Source organism: Rhodoferax sp. GW822-FHT02A01, assembly GCF_038784515.1.
In the GTDB taxonomy this organism is placed as follows: domain Bacteria; phylum Pseudomonadota; class Gammaproteobacteria; order Burkholderiales; family Burkholderiaceae_C; genus Allorhodoferax.
In genome coordinates this window covers 2,354,616-2,374,512 of sequence record NZ_CP152376.1, presented here as the reverse complement: position 1 = coordinate 2,374,512, position 19,897 = coordinate 2,354,616, and the positions used below count along the sequence as shown (strand labels likewise).

Here is a 19,897-nt window from a genome sequence, read left to right as displayed (position 1 = left end):
TACCTAGTGCTTGTGCGCAGTCTTGCGCTGACCACTGCCGCTATGCGCACCGTGCACATGGCCTTCGCGTCCGGCTGAGCTGACCGGCTTTCTTGCGATCTCGGTGAGTTCGTTGAGGATGCCGCAATGCTCTGCGTCCTGCGAGACCATGCAGGTTTCGCGCAAGGCCTTGAGCTGCTTTTCCAGCGAGCGCAATTCACGGATGCGTTGGGCCACATGGCCTATGTGTTCGTCCAGCAAATCATTGACTTCGCGGCAGTTTTCCGTGGGCGCATCCTTGAAACGGAGCAGCACGCGGATTTCTTCCAGCGTCATGTCCAACCCGCGGCAATGGCGGATGAAGGACAGACGCTGCGCATGCGCATCTTCGTAAACGCGGTAGTTGCCCTCGCTGCGACCGGGTTCGGCCAGCAGCCCCTCGCGCTCGTAATAGCGGATGGTTTCTACCGGGGTGTTGGTGCGTTGGGCCAGTTCTCCGATTTTCATGGGCGTGTCCTGTTGGGGTGCTTGAGGGGTACTCTGGCACAAACTTGACTCTGTAGCAGCTACAGGGTTTTTAATACAGGCAACAAAGCCATTGCGAATGGTGAGGACACCCCATGAGCCCCAACACAACAGCTGCAGCAGAACCCGCCAACACACCCGTTTTCCGTATCCCGAGCATGGATTGTGCGGCCGAGGAAGGTGAGATCCGCCATGCGCTGACCAACATACCTGGCCTGCGCAGCCTGAACTTTCAGCTCGGCGCACGCACACTGACCATCGATGCGCCCGCCGAGTCGATTCCTGCCGCACTGGAGGCGATCCGCAAGGCGGGCTTCAAGGTGCTGCCGATTTCCGAAGCCACGGATCACGATGACCATGGTCATGAAGGCCACGACCACAGCCATGGACATGAGCACCACTACGCGCACGCGGCCTTTGCCCTCCCAGAGGGCCTGCCACGCTATGCAGTGGCGCTGGCGCTGGCCTTTGGTGCGGAAGCGGTTTCGTACCTGGCCCCTGTTGGTCTGCCATGGAGCGCCCTTGGCATGATCCTGGCCGCGCTGGCCATCGCACTGGCGGGTTTTTCTACCTACGTCAAAGGGTTGGCGGCGCTGCGCAACCTGCGTCTCAACATCAACGCACTGATGACGGTGGCGGTAACAGGCGCCTTTCTGATCGGGCAGTGGCCCGAGGCAGCCATGGTGATGGCGCTCTACGCCATTGCCGAACTGATAGAGGCCCGCTCGGTGGACCGTGCGCGCAATGCCGTCAAGGGGTTGCTGGACATGACGCCCGAAATGGCCGAGGTGCGTCAGGCAGATGGCAGTTGGCAGCAAAGCCTGGTGAAGACCCTTGCCATCGGCACGGTCATCCGCGTAAAACCCGGCGCCCGGGTGCCACTGGACGGCACCATTCTGTCGGGCACCACCGCCGTTGACCAGTCGCCGGTCACGGGCGAGAGCATTCCGGTGGACAAGGTTGCGGGCGACCCGGTGTTTGCCGGAACCATCAATACCACGGGCTGCTTCGAGATGCAGGTCACGTCGGCCGCCAATGCCACGCTGTTGTCGCGCATCATCCACGCAGTGGAGCAGGCGCAAGGATCACGCGCACCAACCCAGCAGTTTGTGGACCGGTTCGCCGCGCTCTACACCCCTGCCGTTTTTGCATTGGCACTGGCCGTCTGCCTGCTGTCGCCGTGGCTGCTGCACTGGACCTGGATGCAGGCCATCTACAAGGCCCTGGTGTTGCTGGTGATCGCCTGCCCGTGTGCACTGGTCATCTCGACCCCGGTCACGGTGGTGAGCGGACTGGCGGCGGCTGCCCGGCGCGGGATTCTCATCAAAGGCGGCGTGCATCTGGAAAACGCCCGCAAGATCAAGGCCATTGCGCTGGACAAGACCGGCACCATCACCCAGGGCAAGCCGCGTCTGGTTGCCACCGAAATCCTCGCTACCGAATACAGCGAGGCCCAGGTGCGCCAATGGGCAGCCGACTTGTCGGGGCACTCGGACCATCCGGTGTCTCTTGCCATTGCCAGCGGCCTGGGTCTGCCCGTGGACGGCGCGTTGCAGGCGTTCACAGCACTGCCCGGGCGAGGCGTTCAGGCCACCAAGAATGGGCTCGCCATTCTGCTGAGCAACCACCGGTTGATAGAAGACCGCGGCATCTGCAGTCCGGAAATCGAGGCCCGTCTGGCCGTCCATGAGGCGCTGGGCCGAACCGTCACCCTGCTTGCCACGCAAACCCAGGTTCTGGCCATCTTTGCGGTTGCCGACACCATCAAGGAAAGCTCGCGCGAAGCGCTGGCGCAGCTGCATGCGCTGGGCGTAACGTCGGTAATGCTCACCGGTGACAACCTGGCCACCGCCCGCACCATTGCCAAACTGGCGGGCATAGACGATGCACGCGGCAACCTGTTGCCCGAAGACAAGCTGGCCGCCATTGAACAGCTGCAAGCGCAATACGGCTTTGTGGCCATGACTGGCGACGGCATCAACGATGCACCCGCACTGGCGCGCTCCGACATTGGGTTTGCCATGGGCGGCGCGGGCACCGACACCGCCATGGAGGCGGCCGACGTGGTCATCATGAATGACGACCTGCGCCGCATCCCGCAGGCCATCCATTTATCACGCCGGGTTCAGTCCATCCTGTGGCAGAACATCAGCCTGACGCTGGGCATCAAGGCGGTGTTCCTGGTGCTGGCGCTGTTCAATGGCGCAACCATGTGGATGGCGGTGTTTGCCGACATGGGCGCCAGCCTGCTGGTGGTGTTCAACGGACTGCGGGTGCTGCGCTCCGCACCCGACAAGCCTTGACCCGAATCAAATAGCAGCGTTCTGCAACGCAGCAATGCGCTCCTCGATGGGCGGGTGGGTGCTGAAGAGCTGGCCAATGCCACCGGCGATACCCATGGCGGCCACGCTCTTGGGCAGCTCACCGGGCGTCATGCCGCCCAGGCGTGCCAGCGCGTTGACCATGGGCTGCTTGCGGCCCAGCAACTGGGCAGAGCCGGCATCGGCACGGAACTCACGTTGACGCGAGAACCAGGCCACCACGATGGCCGCGGCAAAGCCCAGCACGATGTCCAGCACGATGGTGGTGATCATGTAGCCGATGCCGGGGCCGCTGTCGCGGTCGTCACCCTTACGCAGGAAGCTGTCCACGGCATAACCGATGACGCGGCTGAGGAACACCACAAAGGTGTTCATCACCCCCTGGATCAGCGTCATGGTGACCATGTCGCCATTTGCCACGTGGGCGATTTCGTGGCCGATGACGGCCTCGATTTCTTCGCGCGTCATGCCCTGCAGCAGACCGGTGGAAACGGCTACCAGCGCCGAGTTCTTGAATGCGCCGGTGGCAAAGGCGTTGGGTTCGCCTTCAAAAATGCCCACTTCCGGCATGCCGATGCCTGCCTTGTCAGCCAGCTTGCGCACGGTCTCCACGATCCAGGCTTCATCGGCATTGCGCGGCTGCTCGATCACCTGCACACCCGATGACCACTTGGCCATGGGCTTGCTGATCAGCAGCGAGATGATGGCGCCACCGAAACCCATCACCAGCGCGTAGCCCAGCAAGGCACCTAGGTTCAGGCCATTAGCAGTGAGGTAGCGGTTGACGCCCAGCAGGCTGGCCACGATGCCAAGCACGGCGACCACTAGGACGTTGGTCAGGACAAAGAGAAGAATGCGTTTCATGGTTTCCTCGATAGACAGTGCGCTCTGCGCGCGTGGTACGTGATGTTAGGGCCAAGGCCGCAGAATTCCCCAAAAAGCACCGTCAAGTGCATAGCGAATGTACGGGCTTTGCGGCTTCAGGCCTCGGAAGCTGTGGCATCCATCCGCTTGGCGCGGAACACGCCGCGATCGGCATAGAAGGCGCTGTTTTCGTTGTCACGCCACCAGCCGGGTACACCCAATACCGGGAGATGGGCAAATGGCTTGGTAGCCAACAGCTCGGCATTCAAAACATGCGCCAGCCATTCGTCAATCGCCGCAATCTCCGGCTGCGGGGTTTGCACCCGGAACACATGGGCGGTGATGGATTTGCGCGGAGCCACCAGCTTTTCGGTCAGAGCGTGTCCAAACAGGATCAGTTGCGCCTGCGACCACAGCCCCCGACCGGTGACAAACAGCGTCTCCCAGTCCTTGACTGCCAGCGCGTCCCACAGTGCGTCGGGTGCCTGCAGCAAGGCCACGTTTTCATCGAACAGCGTCAATGCGTCACGGGCCGGGCCACGCACGGGCTGAATGCCCAGGCGCGCGATCTGCTCGGCCTGCAGGGCATTCAAACGCTGCTTGGTTTGGGGGAAGCGCATCCACACCAGGCCATTGAAGAAGTCATGCAGGCCGTCCCGCGTAGGAACACAGCCGGTGTCAAAGATGTGCTGCTCGTAGGCCACGCTCGCCGGAAGATCCGCCTGCGGCACAAAGCGTTTGGGTGCGCTCTGCACCGCGTTCAGTGCCTGTGCGACTGACAGGCCGTCAGCCACCTGCTGGGCAATCGCCTGACCGGGAACGCGCCATGGACGCAGCCAGGGCACTTCCCAGTCAATCGCTTCTAGACCATGCGCCACGCCAGGGGCTCACCGGCAGCCAGGGGTTTGAGCTGGGCTTCACCGAAGGCAAAGCTCTCGGGTGGCGTCCAGCTTTCGCGCCGAAGCGTGATGCTGCCCGCGTTGCGTGGCAGGCCGTAGAAGTCGGCACCGTGGAAACTGGCAAAACCCTCCAGCTTGTCCAAGGCTCCGGCGGCATCAAAGGCCTGGGCATACAGCTCCATGGCGGCATGGGCGGTGTAGCAGCCCGCACAACCCGTTGCGTGCTCTTTCAGGTGGGTCGGATGCGGCGCACTGTCGGTACCCAGGAAGAACTTGCTGCTGCCGCTGGTGGCTGCCTTGACCAGAGCCTGGCGATGCGTTTCGCGCTTGAGCACAGGCAGGCAGTAGTAGTGCGGGCGTATGCCACCGGTGAAGATGGCATTGCGGTTGTAGAGCAGATGGTGCGCGGTCAGCGTGGCGGCCGTGTACGGCCCGGCTTCCTGCACGTATTGGGCGGCTTCCAGTGTGGTGATGTGTTCAAAGACGATCTTGAGTTCAGGGAAGTCGCGGCGCAGGGGAATGAGCTGGGTGTCGATGAACACTGCCTCGCGATCGAACAGATCGATGTCGCTGGAGGTGACTTCGCCGTGCACCAGCAGCAGCATGCCGGAGCGCTGCATGGCTTCCAGCGTCTGGTAGGTCTTGCGCAGGTCGGTCACGCCCGCATCGCTGTTGGTGGTGGCGCCTGCGGGGTAGAGCTTGGCGGCCACTACGCCGGCATCCTTGGCGCGCGCGATTTCGTCGGCCGGCAGGTTGTCGGTGAGGTACAGCGTCATCAGCGGCTCGAACTGCAGGCCGGCGGGCACTGCAGCCCGGATGCGGTCGCGATAGGCCACGGCCTGCGCGGCAGTGGTCACTGGCGGTTTGAGATTGGGCATGATGATGGCGCGGCCGAACTGGGCAGCCGTGTGCGGCACCACCGTGTCCAAGGCTGCGCCATCGCGCACATGCAGATGCCAGTCGTCGGGGCGGGTGATCGTGAGGGTGTTCAAGGCGTTGGTCATGTGGGTATTGTCCCCGCACTTTTGCCGCTGGCCAGGTGCTCCCACAGGGCCTGGGCCGCGCTCTTGTGCGGTTTGCCGCCGTTGCGCAAGCCCTCCTTGCCGCTGGATCGTTCACGGTAGGCGCGAATCTCCAGCTTGACCTGCAGGGGCGGCAGATGGGGCGACGCCGCACTCACCAGCTTCTTGGCCCGCAGCTCCTTGCGGATGGCGCTTTGCGGCAGGAAGGCGATGCCATGTCCTTCCAGCGCCATGGCCTTGAGGCCCTCGGCCATGTCGGTCTCGTAGACACGGTCCAGATGCATGGCATCTCCCGCGTCCTTGAGCATCATGTCCACCATCAGGCCCAGGTAGGCACCGGGCGCGTAACCCAGATACGGCAACGGCGCCTCACGCCTGCCGGGCAGCTGGAATTGCGGTTGGCCGTTGGCGTCGGCGCGCGAATAGGGCGCGACGATTTCCTCGCCCAGGCTCACCATCTCATAGCGCTCGCTGTCGAACTGGAATGGCTGCGACTGGTGGTGGTAGGCAATCAACAGGTCGCAGCTGCCCTCGACCAACCGCATCACGGCGTCGTGCACGTTGAGCGCAATCAACCGGCTCTTGATGCTGCCGAAATTCTCCCGCAGGCTGCTCACCCAGGCCGGGAAGAAAGTAAAGGCCAGCGTGTGCGGCACGGCAAACTCGATGAAGTCCTGCCCCGCAGATGAGTGGCCGCGCAGCATGGCACGCGTACTTTGCAGCGACTGCAGCATTTCCAGCGACTGGTCATACAAAGTCTCGCCCGCCGGGGTGAGGCGCGTGGGGTAGGAACTGCGGTCCACCAGATCCGTGCCCGCCCAGGCCTCCAGCGACTGGATGCGCCGCGAGAAAGCCGGTTGTGTCACGTGACGCAATTGCGCCGAGCGGCTGAAGCTGCGGGTCTCAGCCAGGCTGACAAAATCTTCAAGCCATTTGGTTTCCATGGTTCTACTTCTTCTTGGGTTTGTTGGGGGCCGTGCGCTTCACTTCAGACTGGTATTGCTCCAGTGCCAGCAGCAAGCTGGTGCGGTGCTCATGCGCCACAGTTTGCCATGGCAGATCGGTCAACGCACCTTCCAGCGCCCACAACAGATTCAGGCTGGCGCGGCCATCCCGCTGCTTTACCTTGGCATATGCTGCCACCGCTCCGAGCTTGCGCAGCTGGGCCACCGTCCGAATGCCTGCGGCCTCCAGCATCTCGCGCGACTTGGGTCCCAGATTGGCCAGCGACTGGATGCCGGCTGAACCTGCCGGCACTTTCTTCGCCCTGGGTGCAGCAGGTGGCTTGGGTGGCGGCAAGCTGTCAAAGGTGGCGCGCACGATGCGGTTCATCCAGACCCGGTCGTCCCACAGGTCCGCGCTGATCAGCAGATGCGGGCGTGCGCCTGGAAACGGTGCGCCAAACACCAGGTCCTTCATCAGCAACTGACCCGGCTCGGTGGGCTTGAGAAAAAGCTGGTCGTCACACACCAGCCCCACCGGTCGCCCCGCGTAATACAGACAGAACTCGCCGAACATGCGGCGCGAACTGACCTGGTGGCTGTCCGAAAGGACGTCCAAGAGATAGTCCATGGTGTTTTGAGAGCTGGCCATAGGTGAATCCTCGTGCCCGTTGAATGGACCTGATTTTGCCTGCAGACGCTGATCAAATTTCCATCAAGACTCAAGGAGCACCAACTGCCAGAGTTGCACCACCGTTCCCATCGACCGAGATGCAATCAAAAGAGCAAGAACATGGATCGACTCCTGCACCACGATTCCAGGCAAGCCACCACCGAATTCTGGAAGGCGTATTTCGCCAAATTTCGACCGGCCACGCGACGGCCCGAAGATTGCGCAAACTTCAACGCAGACTGCACCAATCTCCCCGATGGACCGAACGCCCCCCAATTGGCGCCCCGGTCAAATGCAGATACACCTGGACCGCAAACCTGATTCACTCCGGTGATTCGCCATTTTGTTGCAGGGCCCACATCTGGGCGTAACGACCACCCAATGCCAGAAGCGCGGCATGGGTTCCGCGCTCGATGATGCGCCCGGCATCCATCACCAAAATCTCGTGGGCATCGACCACCGTAGACAGGCGGTGCGCAATCACCAGCGTAGTCTTGTTTTGCGCCACGCTTTGCAGCTCGGCCTGGATGGCACGCTCGTTGGCTGAGTCCAGCGCGGAAGTGGCCTCGTCAAATATCAGGATGGGCGGGTTCTTGAGCAAGGTGCGCGCAATGGCCACGCGCTGCTTCTCACCGCCCGAGAGCTTGAGTCCACGCTCTCCCACCATGGTGTCGTAGCCCTTGGGCGTGCCGCTGATGAAGGTGTGGATATGGGCCGCCTTGGCTGCGGCCTCCACTTCTTCGCGGCTGCAGCCGGGGCGGCCATAGGCGATGTTGTATTCCACCGTGTCGTTGAACAGCACGGTGTCCTGCGGCACGATACCAATGGCCTGGCGCACCGACGCCTGCGTGACGCGCTGGATGTTCTGCCCGGCAATCAGAATCGCCCCCTGCTGCACGTCGTAGAAGCGGTACAGCAGCCGCGCCAATGTGGACTTGCCGGAGCCCGAAGGCCCTACCACCGCGACCGTCTTGCCCGCCGGAATATCAAAGCTGATGTCATGCAGAATGGTGCGTGCGGGCTTGTCCTTGGCGGCGCCAGCGCTGCCCGCAGGGTCGTAAGAAAACGTGACGTGGTCAAACCGCACATTGGCCTCGCCTGCAGGCAATCGCAGTGGCTGCGCTCCGGGTAGGTCCGCAATTTCGCGTTCGCGCTCCATCAGGGTGAACATCTTTTCCAGGTCGGTCAGGCTTTGCTTGATTTCGCGGTAGATCACGCCCAGGAAGTTCAGCGGGATGTAGAGCTGGATCATGAAGGCGTTGACCATCACCAGGTCGCCCAGGGTCATGCGTCCGTCCACCACCCCTTGCGTGGCGCGGCTGAGCATGGCCACGAGCGCAATGGCAATGATGAGTTGCTGCCCGGTGTTGAGAATGCTCAGGGTGGTCTGGCTCTTGATGGCGGCGCGCCGGTAACGCTGCAGGTTCTCGTCGTAGCGCTTGGCCTCGAACTCTTCGTTGTTGAAATACTTGACGGTCTCGTAATTCAGCAGGGAATCGATGGCCCGGCTGTTGGCGGTGGAGTCCAGCTCATTCATCTTCTTGCGGAACTGGGTTCTCCACTCGGTCACCGTGATGGTGAAGGCGATGTAGATCACCAGCGCCGCGACGGTGATCCAAGCAAACCAGATGTCGAATTTCACTGCCAGCAGGCTCAGCACCAGCGTGACTTCGATCAAGGTGGGAATGATGCTGTAGAGCGAATAGCTGATGAGCGAATGCACACCGCGTGTACCACGCTCGATATCGCGCGTCATGCCCCCCGTCTGTCGCTCCAGGTGGAACCGCAGGCTCATGGCATGCAGGTGACGGAACACCTGCAACGAGAGGCTGCGCGCCGCACCCTCGGTTGCCTTGGAGAAAACCAGCTCACGCAATTCGGTAAACAACGAAGTGGACAATCGCAATGCGCCATAACCCAGCAGCAAGGCGACCGGAACCACCAGCATCGCCGTTGGGTCTCCGGGCTTGAGCGTCATCGCATCCACCAGCTTCTTGAGCAACAGTGGCACGCCCACATTGGCCATCTTGGCCCCGACCATGAAGGCCAGCGCCAATATGACACGCACCTTGTACGCCCAGAGGTAGGGAAACAGGCGCTTGAGCGTGTCCCAGTCGGAATGGGACTTGGTCGGCACTGCCGTTGCGGTGGGCAGGGGAATTGAGGCGGCAGCAGGGCCGAAAGAGCGCATGAAGGACAATCCCGTTTGGTAAACAGATGAGGATTGTGCCTATGTCCCGAAATTCAAGCGCAGAACCGGTTTCTCTGCCAACAGACGCCGAGCTGGTGCTCAAAGTGATTCCCATGCCGGGAGATTGCAATGCCAATGGCGATATTTTCGGCGGCTGGGTCATGGCGCAAGTGGATATGGCCGGCTCGGTTCTGCCAGCGCGCTACACCCAGGGGCGCATGGCCACAGTGGCGGTCAATGAATTCGTCTTCAAGCAGCCAGTACGCGTGGGGGACATTCTGAGTTTCTTCTCCAAGGTGGTGCGCATCGGTCGCACCTCCATCACCGTCAAGGTGGAGGTCTTTGCGGAACACTATTTCGCACAGCGCCAATACGCCAAAGTGACGGAAGCGTTATTGACCTATGTCGCTATAGATGAACAGGGCAAGCCACGCGAACTTCCCAAAAGCTGACGGCATTTTGAGCGGCTTTGTAAATGAACGGTAAACGTGGTCAACGATGTGACCCCCATACCGTTGTGAGCACAAGCCCTAAGAAATCTCGGGGCTCGCTTGAGATGGTCGAAGCTACAGCGACTATCGTTTTTGAAGTGAGAACCAACCATGTTGAATGTCAAGTCCCTGATCGCAGCTACCGTTCTGACTGGCGTTGCCGCCCTGTCTTTCGCTGCTACCCCCGAGGCTCCCAAGGCTGCCGCTGCACCCGCTGCTGCTGTTGCCGCCGCTCCCGCTGCTGAGGCCTCTGCTGCCAAGCCCATGAAGAAGAAACACGCCAAGAAGGCGAAGAAGGCCAAGGCCGCTGCTACCCCAGCCGCACCTGCTGCCAACTGATCGACTTCCCGTCGTCTTGAACAGGGTACCTGGGAAACCAGGTACCCTTTCTTCGTTTAGGAGCTACGCGTATGGATATAGACCCCATGGAAATCATCGAATCGGCCAAACCGGAAAAGCCGCGCCTGGCTTGGCTCAACCCGGCCGTCGCCATCACAGTGGCTTTGCTGGCCACCTTCATGGGCATCTGCAAGGTCAAGGACGACAACATCGTGCAGGCCATGCAACAGGCGCAGGCGGACAAGATTGACCACTGGTCGTACTATCAGGCTCGCAACATTCGCGAAGAGATCGGCAATGCCACGCTGACCCAGCTCAAGATACAGGCCATTGCAGCCACGCCGGCGCAATTGCCACTGCTGCAGAAGGAAATCGCCACCTACGAGGCACAGGTCAAAGACCAGGCCGCCAAGAAGGCAGAACTCAAGGCACAGGCCGAAAACGACCAAAAGACCTATGACGCGCTGAATTTCCGCGACGACCAGTTCGACCTGTCCGATGCGAGCATTGCCATTGCCATTTCGCTGCTGGCCGTGGCTTCGCTTACCCAGCTACCCCTGCTCTTCGCAGTGGCGCTGGTGCCGTCGGTCTTTGGCGTCTTGATGGGCACCGCCGGACTGGCAGGACTGAGCCTGCACCCGCAAGCCTTGATTCAGCTGCTGAGCTGAACTACTCGTAGCGAAAGTCCTTGTGGCAGGCCTTGCAGCTGTTGGTCACATGATCCACCGCCAGTTGCACGTCTTCTAGCTTGCCCTTTTGCGCGGCCAGAACCAACTGGTGCACGGCGTCCTGGTATTGATCCTGAGCCAGCTTGAAGGCCTCGGGCTTGCTCCATACCGCAGGGCGCGCATGTGTGGGCGGGTAGTTGCCATCGGGCGGAAAGTACACCCAGGGCTTGTTGGAAAGCTTTTCCAGGTCCTGCGCCATGACCAGGAATTCGTCCTGCTTGAAGTCCTTGCGGCCGCTGGCCACCAGGCCAATGGGCTCCAGGGCTCGGGTGAATTGCTTGAACAGCGCTCGTCGCTTGGTCAGCACCTGATCCGGATGCGTGTCCTTGGCGGGTTCCAGGCAGGCGACCAATCCCAGGCACAGCAGCACGCAGGCTACCAACTTGAAGCCGCGCATATCAGGGCCCACAGCAGTCACGCAAGTAGGTGCTGGCAAACCAGACCAGAAACCCGCAGAACGCCACAGCCAGGCCACATACCGCCAGCAGGCGGCCAAACCGGGGCTTGTATTCCTTGCGGTCCATGGCTCAGGGAGCGATATCGCGGCGTTGGCTGGTGGCGGCGACGGTGTTGTTGCAGACCACGTTCACCAAGTCGGGACCGCTGACATGCAGGCTCTTGGAATCTTCAAACACGATCTCTTTGGGAGGCGCAAAGCCCAGCACATTGCGGTCCGTGGCAAAACCCTGCCAATCAAACTGGTTCTGGCTCACGGTGCCGTCCAGCGACCCGCTGGACGACTTGATTTGCACCCGGTCGGTACCATGCAGGTACATGATGGAGAAATTACCCGAGGGAGCGCTGCAATCGTAGCGATTGAGCTTGGTGGGCGGTGGTATCAGACTGCCATTGTGGAAGGCATTTACTGCAATGCTGCCCACCACATACAGAACCGCAATGCCGATGATGGTAAAGACGATGTACGGGATGAATTCCACGCGCAGCACAAAGCGCGCCAGAGAGCCAGGGTCTTTCTTGTTCATCCCCGGATTATCGGTCACCAATGTCAAGAGATGATGTACGCGCCCGCTCCAGTGGAAAGCAGCTTGCCATCCGCTCCCAGGAACTCCATGCGGGTGGACGCCACGCGAGAGCCCAGGCGCAAAACCTCGGCACGCAGCGAAAAACGCTCACCAATGGCAGGTCGCAGGTAGTCGACACGCAGATCGATGGTCCCCAGCTTGGCAAACCGGCTCAGGCGTGCGGCCACCGGTTCATCCATATGCCGCGCACCAATGGCCGCCAGAACCGCCACACCGCCCATGGCATCCAGGCCAGCACTGATCACGCCGCCGTGCAGCCGGTTGTAACTCGGGTGGCCCACCAATTCGTGGCGCATTTCTATGGTCCCGGTGACGCACTCCGGGGTGACGGAGGATATCTTCAGTCCCAAGGTCTTGTTGAAGACGATGGATTCCTCAAAGATATGGGTTACCGCCTGGATGAACTCGGGTTCAAAAACAATGGAATGTTCAGCCTTGACCATGTCCGTTGGGTTCACTTGTCCTTCATCTTGCCGCGTGGTGCCACATAGGTAGTGACCGTGGGGCGCACCGGCTCACTCAGGGCCGAAGCGGGCTTCGGGGGCGAGCTGTCCTTTTTCGGCTTTTTGGATTCCTTGTTGGATTTCTGTTGACCCTTTGCCATGGCGTTTGCCCTCGTGGTGGTGGTTGAAAATACTGCGTCCCCGGCTCAGGGCTCTTGCAGTCTAATACGCAGAGTATGACAGCGCCTCTTACCATTGATGAAACCGAAGTGACAGTGACCGCCATCCGCGCGCAGGGCGCCGGTGGACAGAACGTCAACAAGGTGTCCAGCGCGATTCATTTGCGCTTTGACATCGTGGCATCTTCGCTACCGGAGGACGTCAAGCAGCGGCTGCTGGCGTTGCGCGACAGCCGCATCACCCAGGATGGCGTGCTCATCATCAAGGCCCAGCAATTCCGCACCCAGGACATGAACCGGCTGGACGCGTTTGCGCGCCTGCATGAACTGGTCAACAGCGTGGCCAAGCCGCCACGTGTGCGTCGCGCCACCAAGCCGACCAAGGCATCCAAAGTGCGCCGACTGGAGGGCAAGAGTCAACGCTCCAGCATCAAGGCCCTGCGCAGCAAGTCAGTAACGCACGAGTGAGCGCGGCCTGCCCGCCACCCGCATACATGCAGGGCGGACACAAACGACCCGTTGCTTACAGCTTGGAAAAATCGGGCTTGCGCTTTTCCATGAAGGCGGAAAAAGCCTCGCGCGCCGCGGGCTCGCCCATCATGCGACCGAAGATGGCGGCCTCTTCGTCAATCACGGCGAGCACCTGCGTCTGCATGCCCTTCTTCATCAGGCGCTTGGTCTCCATCAGCGAAGACAGCGGTTTGGCCGCCAGCTTGCGCGCCTGCGCCTGGGCTACACCGTTGGCCTCGGTCGGCGGAACGATGCGGTTCACAAGGCCCACTTCCAGGGCGGCCTCGGCCATGAAGGGCTCGCCCAGCAGCAGCGCCTCAGCGGCACGGTGGTAGCCCATCATCTGCGGCACCAGCAGGCTGGACGCCGCCTCGGGACAGACACCCAAGTTCACAAAAGGCATGGCAAAGGCTGCGTTATCACCGGCATAGACCAGATCGCAATGGAACAGCATGGTGGTGCCTATGCCCACTGCGGGGCCACACACGGCGGCAACCAGGGGTTTGGGAAAGGATGCCAGACTGCGTAGGAAGCCCAGCACCGGCGCGCTCAGGCCGGGAGACGGGCTGTTCAGAAAGTCCGCGATGTCATTGCCAGCGCTGAACACCGTGGCATGCCCCTGGAACACCACCACCCGCACACTGGCATCGGCCTTGGCAGCATCCAGCGCCTCAGCGCAGGCGCTGTACATGGCGTTGGTGAAGGAGTTCTTTTTTTCCACCCGGTTGAGGGTGATGGTCATGACGCCGTCGGTGTTGTCGATGAGGACTTCTTGCATTGCTGTGTTCCCGAATAAAACCCGAATTGAATCACACGCGCTCGAAGATGCCCGCAGCGCCCTGGCCCATGCCCACGCACATGGTGACCATGCTGTAGCGCAGCTTGTTGCGGTGCAGGGCATGGATGACGGTGGCCGCACGCATGGCGCCGGTGGCACCCAGCGGGTGACCCAGGGCAATGGCGCCGCCCAGCGGGTTGACCTTGTCCGCGTTCAGTCCCAGCGTGTTGATCACGGCCAGCGATTGCGCGGCAAAGGCTTCGTTGAGCTCGAACCAGTCGATGTCGTCCTGCTTCAAGCCTGCATAGCGCAATGCGGCGGGAATCGCCTCGATCGGGCCTATGCCCATGATGTGCGGCGGTACGCCCTTGCTGGCAAAGCTCACAAAGCGCGCCAAAGGAGTCAGCCCGTATTGCTGGATGGCTTTTTCGCTGGCCAGAATTAGTGCGCCGGCACCGTCGGATGTCTGCGAGCTGTTGCCCGCAGTCACCGAGCCGCGTGCGGCAAAAACGGTCTTGAGCTTAGCCAAGCCTTCCATGGACGTATCGGCACGCGGGCCTTCATCCAGCGACACGGTGCGGCGTTTTTCAATCACCTCACCGGTTTCCAGGTTGGCACTGCGGTCCACTACTTCCACCGGTGTGATCTCGGCTGCAAAATCGCCGCGGGCTTGTGCGGCCAGTGCCTTGGTGTGGGAGGCCACGGCAAAGGCGTCTTGCGCATCGCGACTGACCTTCCACTGGTTGGCCACTTTTTCCGCGGTCAGGCCCATGCCGTAGGCAATGCCGATGTTCTCGTCATTGGCAAACATGGCGGGTGAAAACGAAGGCGCATTGCCGGTCATGGGCACCATGCTCATGCTTTCCACGCCAGCGGCCATCATCACGTCAGCCTCACCCACGCGGATGCGGTCTGCCGCCATCTGGATGGCGGACAGCCCGGAGGCACAGAAGCGGTTGACGGTGATCCCGCCCACGCTGGTGGGCAGACCAGCCAGCACCGCGCCGATGCGGGCCACGTTGAGGCCCTGCTGCCCCTCTGGAATGGCGCAGCCGCAGATCAGGTCCTCGATGGCGTGCGGGTCCAGCGATGGGGCCTGAGCCAGCACGGCCTGCAGTGCCTTGACCAGCAGATCGTCCGGGCGGGTATTGCGGAAGAAGCCGCGGTGCGAGCGGCCAATGGGCGTGCGCGTGGCGGCAACGATATAGGCGTCTTGTACTTGTTTCATCTCAATTCCTTACGGGCTTGCCAGTGGACATCATTCCCATGATCCGCTCTTGCGTCTTCGGGTTGTTGAGCAGAGAACCAAAGGCATTGCGCTCCAGCGTCATCAGGTATTCCTCGGTCACCAGGGTGCCAGCGTCCACATCGCCGCCACAGACCACTTCGGCAATCAACGAAGCAATGTGGAAGTCGTGTGCGCTGATGAAGCCACCATCACGCATGTTCACCAGGGAGCCCTTGATGGTGGCCACACCGCTGCGGCCCGCCACCGGGAACTGGCGTTTGTGAGGTGCACGGTAGCCCGATGCAGCCATGGCACGCGCCTCGTTGATGGCCACGAACAGCAGCTCGTCCTTGTGCGGAACGACCACGTCGCTGTCCAGCAGATAGCCCAGCTTGCGTGACTCCAGGGCACTGGTACCGACCTTGGCCATTGCAGCAGAAGTAAAGCCTTCGGTGAGGAAGGGCAGCAAGTCTTTGCCGGTGGATGCTGCGGCATTTTCCGCAGCGCGGCGCGCGATATAGGTGAGGCCACCGGCACCGGGTACCAGGCCCACGCCGACTTCCACCAGGCCGATGTAGCTTTCCATGGCCGCCACGCGTTTGCTGGAGTACACCGCCAGCTCACATCCGCCGCCCAAGGCCAATCCGCGCACGGCGGACACCACGGGAACGTTGGAGTAGCGCAGCTTGAGCATCATCTGCTGCATCTCGGCTTCGGCTCCCTGGATGGCGCGCGCACCGCCCATCATGAAGGCGGGCAGCATGGCCTGCAGGTCGGCACCGGCTGAGAACATGTCGTCGGGTGACCAGATCACCAGGCCCTGGTATTCCTTCTCGGCCAGCTCCTGCGCCTGCAGCAGGCCTTCCACCACACCGGGGCCGATGGCATGCATCTTGGTCTTGATGCTGGCAATCAGCACATCGGCATCGGCACTGCCGGCAGCACCCAGCGTCCAGAGGCGCAGGTGTTCGTCTTCATACACGGTGGTGCCTGCGGTCTTGGCGTCAGCAGCTTGGGCACCCAACACGCTTTCGGGGAAGTGCTGACGCGTGTACACCGGCAATTGGCGAACCGGCACAAACTGCCCAGTGGTCGGATTCCAGGAGCCCTGGGGGGTGTGCACACCGCCCGCCTCGGCCACCGGACCCTTGAAGACCCAATCCGGCAACGGTGCCTTGCACAGCGCCTTGCCCGCATCAATGTCCTCCTGGACCATGCGGGCCACTTCGAGCCAGCCGGCTTCTTGCCACAGCTCGAACGGGCCCTGTTTCATGCCAAAGCCCCAGCGCATGCAGAGGTCCACATCGCGCGCGTTGTCGGCAATGGCGCCCAGGTGCACCGCAGCGTAATGGAAGCTGTTGCGCAAGATAGCCCACAGGAAACGACCTTGCGCGCCTTCGGCATTGCGCAGGAGCTTGAGGCGTTCAGCAGCGGGCTTCTTGAGCATGCGTGCGTAGACTTCGTCGCCCTTCTCCCCGGCGGGAACGTAGTCCTTGGACGCCAGGTCAAAGCGCAGGATGTCGCGCCCTACCTTCTTGAAGAAGCCGGCCTTGGTTTTCTGGCCCAGGTTGCCGAGTTCGAGAAGGGCCTTGAGCACTTCGGGCGTAGCAAAGCTCTCGTAGAACGGGTCGGTCTCCAGGCTGAGCGTGTCCTGCAGTGTCTTGATCACATGGGCCATGGTGTCCAGGCCCACTACATCGGCGGTACGGAAGGTGCCGGAACTGGCACGGCCGAGCTTCTTGCCGGTGAGGTCGTCCACCACGTCGTAGGTCAAACCAAAGTTCTGCACCTCCTTCATGGTGGAGAGCATGCCGGCGATGCCGACACGGTTGGCGATGAAGTTGGGGGAGTCCTTGGCACGCACCACACCCTTGCCCAGGTTGCTGGTGACAAAGGCTTCCAGATCGTCCAGCGCCTGCGCGCTGGTAGTGGGCGTGTTGATCAGCTCCACCAGCAGCATGTAGCGCGGCGGATTGAAGAAGTGGATGCCGCAGAAGCGCGGCTTGATGGCCTCGGGCAGCGCCTCGCTCAGCTTGGTGATGGACAGCCCCGAGGTATTGGATGCCACGATGGCATGTGGCGCAATGTGCGGCGCAATCTTCTGGTACAGGTCCAGCTTCCAATCCATGCGCTCGGCAATGGCCTCGATGATGAGGTCGCATTCCTGGAGCACGTCCATGTGCTCCTCGTAGTTGGCCTGCTGAATCAGCACCGCATCTTCCGCTACACCAAGGGGCGCGGGCTTTTGCTTCTTGAGGGCTTCCACGGCACGCGTGACGATGCCGTTCTTGGGCCCCTCTTTGGCGGGCAGATCAAACAGCACCACCGGCACCTTCACGTTGACCAGGTGCGCAGCAATCTGCGCCCCCATGACACCGGCGCCGAGGACGGCGACTTTGCGGACGTTAAAGCGACTCACACATTACTCCTTCAATTGTTTTCCCCCTGTGCCCGAAGGGCCGCAGGATTATTCGACGCGCTGCCACACCTGGGTGCGGTAGAGGAAGCCGATGTAGCCGCGCATTTCCATGGTCTTGCCGCCGTCCACGGGCTTGAGGCGCGTCTTGTAGGTTTTGCCATTGGCGGGGTCCAGAATCTCGCCGCCGGTCCAGATGGTCTTGTCATCCGCATCCTGGCGCACGTTGCGGATGATGTTCAGCCCCAGCAGGGGTTTGTCCTTGCGGTCGTCGGTGCACTTGTCGCACTTGTGGTCCTGCTTGGCCGGATCAAAGATCTTTTCGATGCTGCCCGTGAGTACGCCGCCTGCCTCGCTGATGCGCACCAGGGACTTCTCGGTCTTGCCATCGTCGTCAATGGTTTTCCATAAGCCGACCGGCGTCATCTGCGCCATGGCGCATGCGGATGAAAAGGCCAATACCCAAGCTACTGCTGTACGGATCATGCGGTTCTCCTCTTTGTTATGTGGCAGTTTGAAACGCTCAGGCCAATGCGGCGTCGGTGTCCAGCAGCACCTTGACGCCGGAGCGTGCAGTGCGCATGGCCGTGGCGGTCTCGGGGAACAGCTTGGCAAAGTAGAAGCGCGCGGTCTGCAGCTTGGCGACGTAGAAACTGTCGGTGTTGCCCGCGGCAATTTCCCGCAGGGCCACCTGCGCCATGCGCGCCCAGAAGTAGCCGAACACCATGTGACCAGCGACACGTAGATAGTCCACTGCTGCACCGCCCACTTCATCCGGGTTCTGGAAGCCCTTGAAACCGATCTCGGTGGTGAACTTGGTCATCTGGTCACCCAGGATGGCAATGGGTGTGATGAACTCGGCCATCTTTTCATTGACGCCCTCTTCTTCCACCAGCTTGCCGATCAGCTTGCCGAACTTCTTGAGCGTGGCGCCGTTGTTGGACAGCACCTTGCGGCCCAGCAAGTCGAGCGACTGTATGGTGTTGGTGCCTTCGTAGATCATGTTAATGCGGGCATCGCGCACGTACTGCTCCATGCCCCATTCCTTGATGAAGCCATGGCCGCCGAACACCTGCAGGCAGGCGGATGTGGAAATCCAGCCGTTGTCGGTGATGAAGGCTTTGACGATGGGTGTCAGCAGGGCCAGCATTTCGGCGGAGTCCTTGCGCACCTTTTCGTCCGGGTGGTAGTGCTCTTTCTCCAGCAGCATGGAGCAGAAAGTCAGCAGCGCGCGGCCACCTTCGGCATAGGCCTTGGCGGTGAGCAGCATCTTGCGCACGTCCGGGTGCACGATGATGGGGTCCGCGGGCTGGTCCTTGGACTTGGGGCCGGAGAGTGAACGCATCTGGATGCGGTCCTTGGCATAGGCCAGGGCGTTCTGGTACGCCACTTCGGTCAGGCCCAGCGACTGGTTGCCTACGCCCAAGCGGGCGGCATTCATCATCACGAACATACCCTGCATGCCCTTGTTGGGCTGCCCCACCAGCGTGCCTATCGCACCTTCGAGCACCATCTGGCAGGTGGCATTGCCGTGGATGCCCATTTTTTCTTCCAGGCGGCTGCAGTGGATGCCATTACGTGCACCCAGGCTGCCGTCGGCATTGACGTGGTACTTGGGCACGATGAACAGGCTCACGCCCTTGATGCCGGGAGGTGCATCGGTCAGGCGCGCCAGCACCAGGTGCACGATGTTTTCGGCCATGTCGTGTTCACCGGCGCTGATGAATATCTTGGTGCCGGTGATCTTGTAGGTGCCATCGGGCTGCGCCTCGGCCTTGGTGCGCATCAGGCCCAGATCGGTGCCGCAATGAGGTTCAGTCAGGCACATGGAGCCGGTCCACTCGCCGCTGGTCATCTTGTGCAGGTAGGTCTGCTTCTGTGCGTCGGTGCCGTGCTCGCGCAGGGCCGCGTACGCGCCATGGGTCAGACCCGGGTACATGGTCCAGGACTGGTTGGCGCTGTTGAGCATTTCATAGAACATCTGGTTGAGCACCAGTGGCAGGCCTTGTCCACCAAAGTCGGTGTCGCATGCCAGGGCCGCCCAGCCACCATCGATGTATTGGCGATAGGCCTGCTTGAAGCCTTTGGGTGTGGTGACCTCGTGCGTGGTGTTGTCCAGCGCACAGCCCTCGCTGTCGCCACTGATATTGAGCGGGAACAGCACTTCAGACGCGAACTTGCCGCCTTCTTCCAGCACGGCATTGACGGTATCGGTATCCAGATCGGAATGCTTGGGAATCTGCTTCAGGTCGTCCATAACATGGAGCAACTCGTGCATTACAAACTGCATATCGCGCAGGGGCGGGGTATAGGCTGGCATGGTGGTG

22 protein-coding genes are annotated in these 19,897 nt (G+C 61.4%); 5 read left to right on the top strand and 17 right to left on the bottom strand.

The window, feature by feature from the left end; genetic code table 11:
* Positions 1-3: 3 nt before the first annotated feature.
* The gene (gene cadR / locus AAGF34_RS11140; protein WP_342620669.1) at positions 4-486 is read right to left on the bottom strand and encodes a Cd(II)/Pb(II)-responsive transcriptional regulator; all 483 of its coding nucleotides are present in this window, start codon (positions 484-486) and stop codon (positions 4-6) included.
* Positions 487-599: 113 nt separating this feature from the next.
* Here cadR and AAGF34_RS11135 point away from each other — a divergent pair, with 113 nt between their 5' ends.
* Positions 600-2,807, top strand: a complete 2,208-nt coding sequence (locus tag AAGF34_RS11135; RefSeq protein WP_342620668.1) for a heavy metal translocating P-type ATPase — start codon at positions 600-602, stop codon at positions 2,805-2,807.
* Between the two features lie 6 nt (positions 2,808-2,813).
* Here AAGF34_RS11135 and htpX read toward each other — a convergent pair whose 3' ends face one another.
* The 6 genes from htpX to AAGF34_RS11105 form a co-directional block, all read right to left on the bottom strand.
* The gene (gene htpX / locus AAGF34_RS11130; RefSeq protein WP_342620667.1) at positions 2,814-3,689 is read right to left on the bottom strand and encodes a protease HtpX; all 876 of its coding nucleotides are present in this window, start codon (positions 3,687-3,689) and stop codon (positions 2,814-2,816) included.
* A gap of 116 nt (positions 3,690-3,805) precedes the next feature.
* Positions 3,806-4,567 carry a DUF3025 domain-containing protein gene (locus AAGF34_RS11125; RefSeq protein ID WP_342620666.1) on the bottom strand — a complete coding sequence of 254 codons (762 nt, stop codon included), beginning with the start codon at positions 4,565-4,567 and terminating at the stop codon, positions 3,806-3,808.
* Positions 4,552-5,592, bottom strand: coding sequence for a dihydroorotase (pyrC, locus tag AAGF34_RS11120; protein WP_342620665.1), 1,041 nt, complete (start codon positions 5,590-5,592; stop codon positions 4,552-4,554). Before pyrC ends, AAGF34_RS11125 begins: the two co-directional genes overlap by 16 nt.
* Complete coding sequence (locus AAGF34_RS11115; protein WP_342620664.1) at positions 5,589-6,554, bottom strand: LysR substrate-binding domain-containing protein; 966 nt, start codon at positions 6,552-6,554, stop codon at positions 5,589-5,591. The genes pyrC and AAGF34_RS11115 overlap by 4 nt, the downstream gene beginning before the upstream one ends.
* Before the next feature lie 4 nt (positions 6,555-6,558).
* Positions 6,559-7,203, bottom strand: a complete 645-nt coding sequence (locus tag AAGF34_RS11110) for a TfoX/Sxy family DNA transformation protein (RefSeq protein ID WP_342620663.1) — start codon at positions 7,201-7,203, stop codon at positions 6,559-6,561.
* Between the two features lie 343 nt (positions 7,204-7,546).
* Positions 7,547-9,415, bottom strand: a complete 1,869-nt coding sequence (locus AAGF34_RS11105; RefSeq protein ID WP_342620662.1) for an ABC transporter ATP-binding protein/permease — start codon at positions 9,413-9,415, stop codon at positions 7,547-7,549.
* 41 nt (positions 9,416-9,456) lie between these two features.
* On the opposite strand from AAGF34_RS11105, the gene AAGF34_RS11100 reads away from it, so the two are divergent.
* From AAGF34_RS11100 to AAGF34_RS11090, 3 genes are all read left to right on the top strand, one after another.
* Positions 9,457-9,867 carry an acyl-CoA thioesterase gene (locus AAGF34_RS11100; protein WP_342620661.1) on the top strand — a complete coding sequence of 137 codons (411 nt, stop codon included), beginning with the start codon at positions 9,457-9,459 and terminating at the stop codon, positions 9,865-9,867.
* Positions 9,868-10,017: 150 nt separating this feature from the next.
* A complete protein-coding gene (locus AAGF34_RS11095) occupies positions 10,018-10,245 on the top strand; it encodes a hypothetical protein (protein ID WP_342620660.1) in 228 nt (75 codons plus the stop codon).
* 71 nt (positions 10,246-10,316) lie between these two features.
* A complete protein-coding gene (locus AAGF34_RS11090) occupies positions 10,317-10,913 on the top strand; it encodes a DUF4337 domain-containing protein (RefSeq protein WP_342620659.1) in 597 nt (198 codons plus the stop codon).
* A 1-nt stretch (position 10,914) separates the two neighbouring features.
* Here AAGF34_RS11090 and AAGF34_RS11085 read toward each other — a convergent pair whose 3' ends face one another.
* Genes AAGF34_RS11085 through AAGF34_RS11065 form a run of 5 tightly spaced genes read right to left on the bottom strand, consistent with a single transcriptional unit; the run spans position 10,915 to position 12,620 of the window.
* The gene (locus tag AAGF34_RS11085) at positions 10,915-11,370 is read right to left on the bottom strand and encodes a cytochrome c (protein WP_342620658.1); all 456 of its coding nucleotides are present in this window, start codon (positions 11,368-11,370) and stop codon (positions 10,915-10,917) included.
* Position 11,371: 1 nt separating this feature from the next.
* Entirely contained in the window at positions 11,372-11,497 is a 126-nt protein-coding gene (locus AAGF34_RS11080; RefSeq protein WP_342620657.1) for a hypothetical protein, read from the bottom strand.
* Between the two features lie 3 nt (positions 11,498-11,500).
* Positions 11,501-11,956, bottom strand: coding sequence for a hypothetical protein (locus tag AAGF34_RS11075; RefSeq protein WP_342620656.1), 456 nt, complete (start codon positions 11,954-11,956; stop codon positions 11,501-11,503).
* A 23-nt stretch (positions 11,957-11,979) separates the two neighbouring features.
* Positions 11,980-12,459, bottom strand: coding sequence for a thioesterase family protein (locus AAGF34_RS11070; RefSeq protein ID WP_342621080.1), 480 nt, complete (start codon positions 12,457-12,459; stop codon positions 11,980-11,982).
* Positions 12,460-12,470: 11 nt separating this feature from the next.
* Positions 12,471-12,620 carry a hypothetical protein gene (locus tag AAGF34_RS11065; RefSeq protein WP_342620655.1) on the bottom strand — a complete coding sequence of 50 codons (150 nt, stop codon included), beginning with the start codon at positions 12,618-12,620 and terminating at the stop codon, positions 12,471-12,473.
* Between the two features lie 75 nt (positions 12,621-12,695).
* Here AAGF34_RS11065 and arfB point away from each other — a divergent pair, with 75 nt between their 5' ends.
* Complete coding sequence (gene arfB, locus AAGF34_RS11060) at positions 12,696-13,106, top strand: alternative ribosome rescue aminoacyl-tRNA hydrolase ArfB (protein WP_342620654.1); 411 nt, start codon at positions 12,696-12,698, stop codon at positions 13,104-13,106.
* A gap of 55 nt (positions 13,107-13,161) precedes the next feature.
* Here arfB and AAGF34_RS11055 read toward each other — a convergent pair whose 3' ends face one another.
* From AAGF34_RS11055 to AAGF34_RS11035, 5 genes are read right to left on the bottom strand one after another with little or no spacing between them, the layout of a single operon-like run.
* On the bottom strand, positions 13,162-13,926 hold the full coding sequence (locus AAGF34_RS11055) for an enoyl-CoA hydratase (RefSeq protein ID WP_342620653.1): 765 nt from the start codon (positions 13,924-13,926) through the stop codon (positions 13,162-13,164).
* A gap of 31 nt (positions 13,927-13,957) precedes the next feature.
* Positions 13,958-15,154, bottom strand: coding sequence for an acetyl-CoA C-acyltransferase (locus AAGF34_RS11050; protein WP_342620652.1), 1,197 nt, complete (start codon positions 15,152-15,154; stop codon positions 13,958-13,960).
* 1 nt (position 15,155) lies between these two features.
* Positions 15,156-17,573 carry a 3-hydroxyacyl-CoA dehydrogenase/enoyl-CoA hydratase family protein gene (locus AAGF34_RS11045; RefSeq protein ID WP_342620651.1) on the bottom strand — a complete coding sequence of 806 codons (2,418 nt, stop codon included), beginning with the start codon at positions 17,571-17,573 and terminating at the stop codon, positions 15,156-15,158.
* 48 nt (positions 17,574-17,621) lie between these two features.
* Positions 17,622-18,056 (bottom strand): DUF2147 domain-containing protein, encoded by a 435-nt coding sequence (locus tag AAGF34_RS11040; RefSeq protein ID WP_342620650.1) that lies wholly within the window; start codon positions 18,054-18,056, stop codon positions 17,622-17,624.
* A 37-nt stretch (positions 18,057-18,093) separates the two neighbouring features.
* Positions 18,094-19,890 carry an acyl-CoA dehydrogenase C-terminal domain-containing protein gene (locus AAGF34_RS11035; protein ID WP_342620649.1) on the bottom strand — a complete coding sequence of 599 codons (1,797 nt, stop codon included), beginning with the start codon at positions 19,888-19,890 and terminating at the stop codon, positions 18,094-18,096.
* Positions 19,891-19,897 lie beyond the last annotated feature (7 nt).

Coding starts and splice junctions, on each gene's coding strand:
- AAGF34_RS11100 (WP_342620661.1), top strand. CDS start 9,457: ATGTCCCGAAATTCAAGCGCAGAACCGGTTTCTCTGCCAACAGACGCC.
- AAGF34_RS11115 (WP_342620664.1), bottom strand. CDS start 6,554: ATGGAAACCAAATGGCTTGAAGATTTTGTCAGCCTGGCTGAGACCCGC.
- AAGF34_RS11090 (WP_342620659.1), top strand. CDS start 10,317: ATGGATATAGACCCCATGGAAATCATCGAATCGGCCAAACCGGAAAAG.
- cadR (WP_342620669.1), bottom strand. CDS start 486: ATGAAAATCGGAGAACTGGCCCAACGCACCAACACCCCGGTAGAAACC.
- htpX (WP_342620667.1), bottom strand. CDS start 3,689: ATGAAACGCATTCTTCTCTTTGTCCTGACCAACGTCCTAGTGGTCGCC.
- arfB (WP_342620654.1), top strand. CDS start 12,696: ATGACAGCGCCTCTTACCATTGATGAAACCGAAGTGACAGTGACCGCC.
- AAGF34_RS11055 (WP_342620653.1), bottom strand. CDS start 13,926: ATGCAAGAAGTCCTCATCGACAACACCGACGGCGTCATGACCATCACC.
- AAGF34_RS11035 (WP_342620649.1), bottom strand. CDS start 19,890: ATGCCAGCCTATACCCCGCCCCTGCGCGATATGCAGTTTGTAATGCAC.
- AAGF34_RS11080 (WP_342620657.1), bottom strand. CDS start 11,497: ATGGACCGCAAGGAATACAAGCCCCGGTTTGGCCGCCTGCTGGCGGTA.
- pyrC (WP_342620665.1), bottom strand. CDS start 5,592: ATGACCAACGCCTTGAACACCCTCACGATCACCCGCCCCGACGACTGG.
- AAGF34_RS11135 (WP_342620668.1), top strand. CDS start 600: ATGAGCCCCAACACAACAGCTGCAGCAGAACCCGCCAACACACCCGTT.
- AAGF34_RS11075 (WP_342620656.1), bottom strand. CDS start 11,956: ATGAACAAGAAAGACCCTGGCTCTCTGGCGCGCTTTGTGCTGCGCGTG.
- AAGF34_RS11050 (WP_342620652.1), bottom strand. CDS start 15,154: ATGAAACAAGTACAAGACGCCTATATCGTTGCCGCCACGCGCACGCCC.
- AAGF34_RS11095 (WP_342620660.1), top strand. CDS start 10,018: ATGTTGAATGTCAAGTCCCTGATCGCAGCTACCGTTCTGACTGGCGTT.
- AAGF34_RS11085 (WP_342620658.1), bottom strand. CDS start 11,370: ATGCGCGGCTTCAAGTTGGTAGCCTGCGTGCTGCTGTGCCTGGGATTG.
- AAGF34_RS11065 (WP_342620655.1), bottom strand. CDS start 12,620: ATGGCAAAGGGTCAACAGAAATCCAACAAGGAATCCAAAAAGCCGAAA.
- AAGF34_RS11040 (WP_342620650.1), bottom strand. CDS start 18,056: ATGATCCGTACAGCAGTAGCTTGGGTATTGGCCTTTTCATCCGCATGC.
- AAGF34_RS11105 (WP_342620662.1), bottom strand. CDS start 9,415: ATGCGCTCTTTCGGCCCTGCTGCCGCCTCAATTCCCCTGCCCACCGCA.
- AAGF34_RS11070 (WP_342621080.1), bottom strand. CDS start 12,459: ATGGTCAAGGCTGAACATTCCATTGTTTTTGAACCCGAGTTCATCCAG.
- AAGF34_RS11110 (WP_342620663.1), bottom strand. CDS start 7,203: ATGGCCAGCTCTCAAAACACCATGGACTATCTCTTGGACGTCCTTTCG.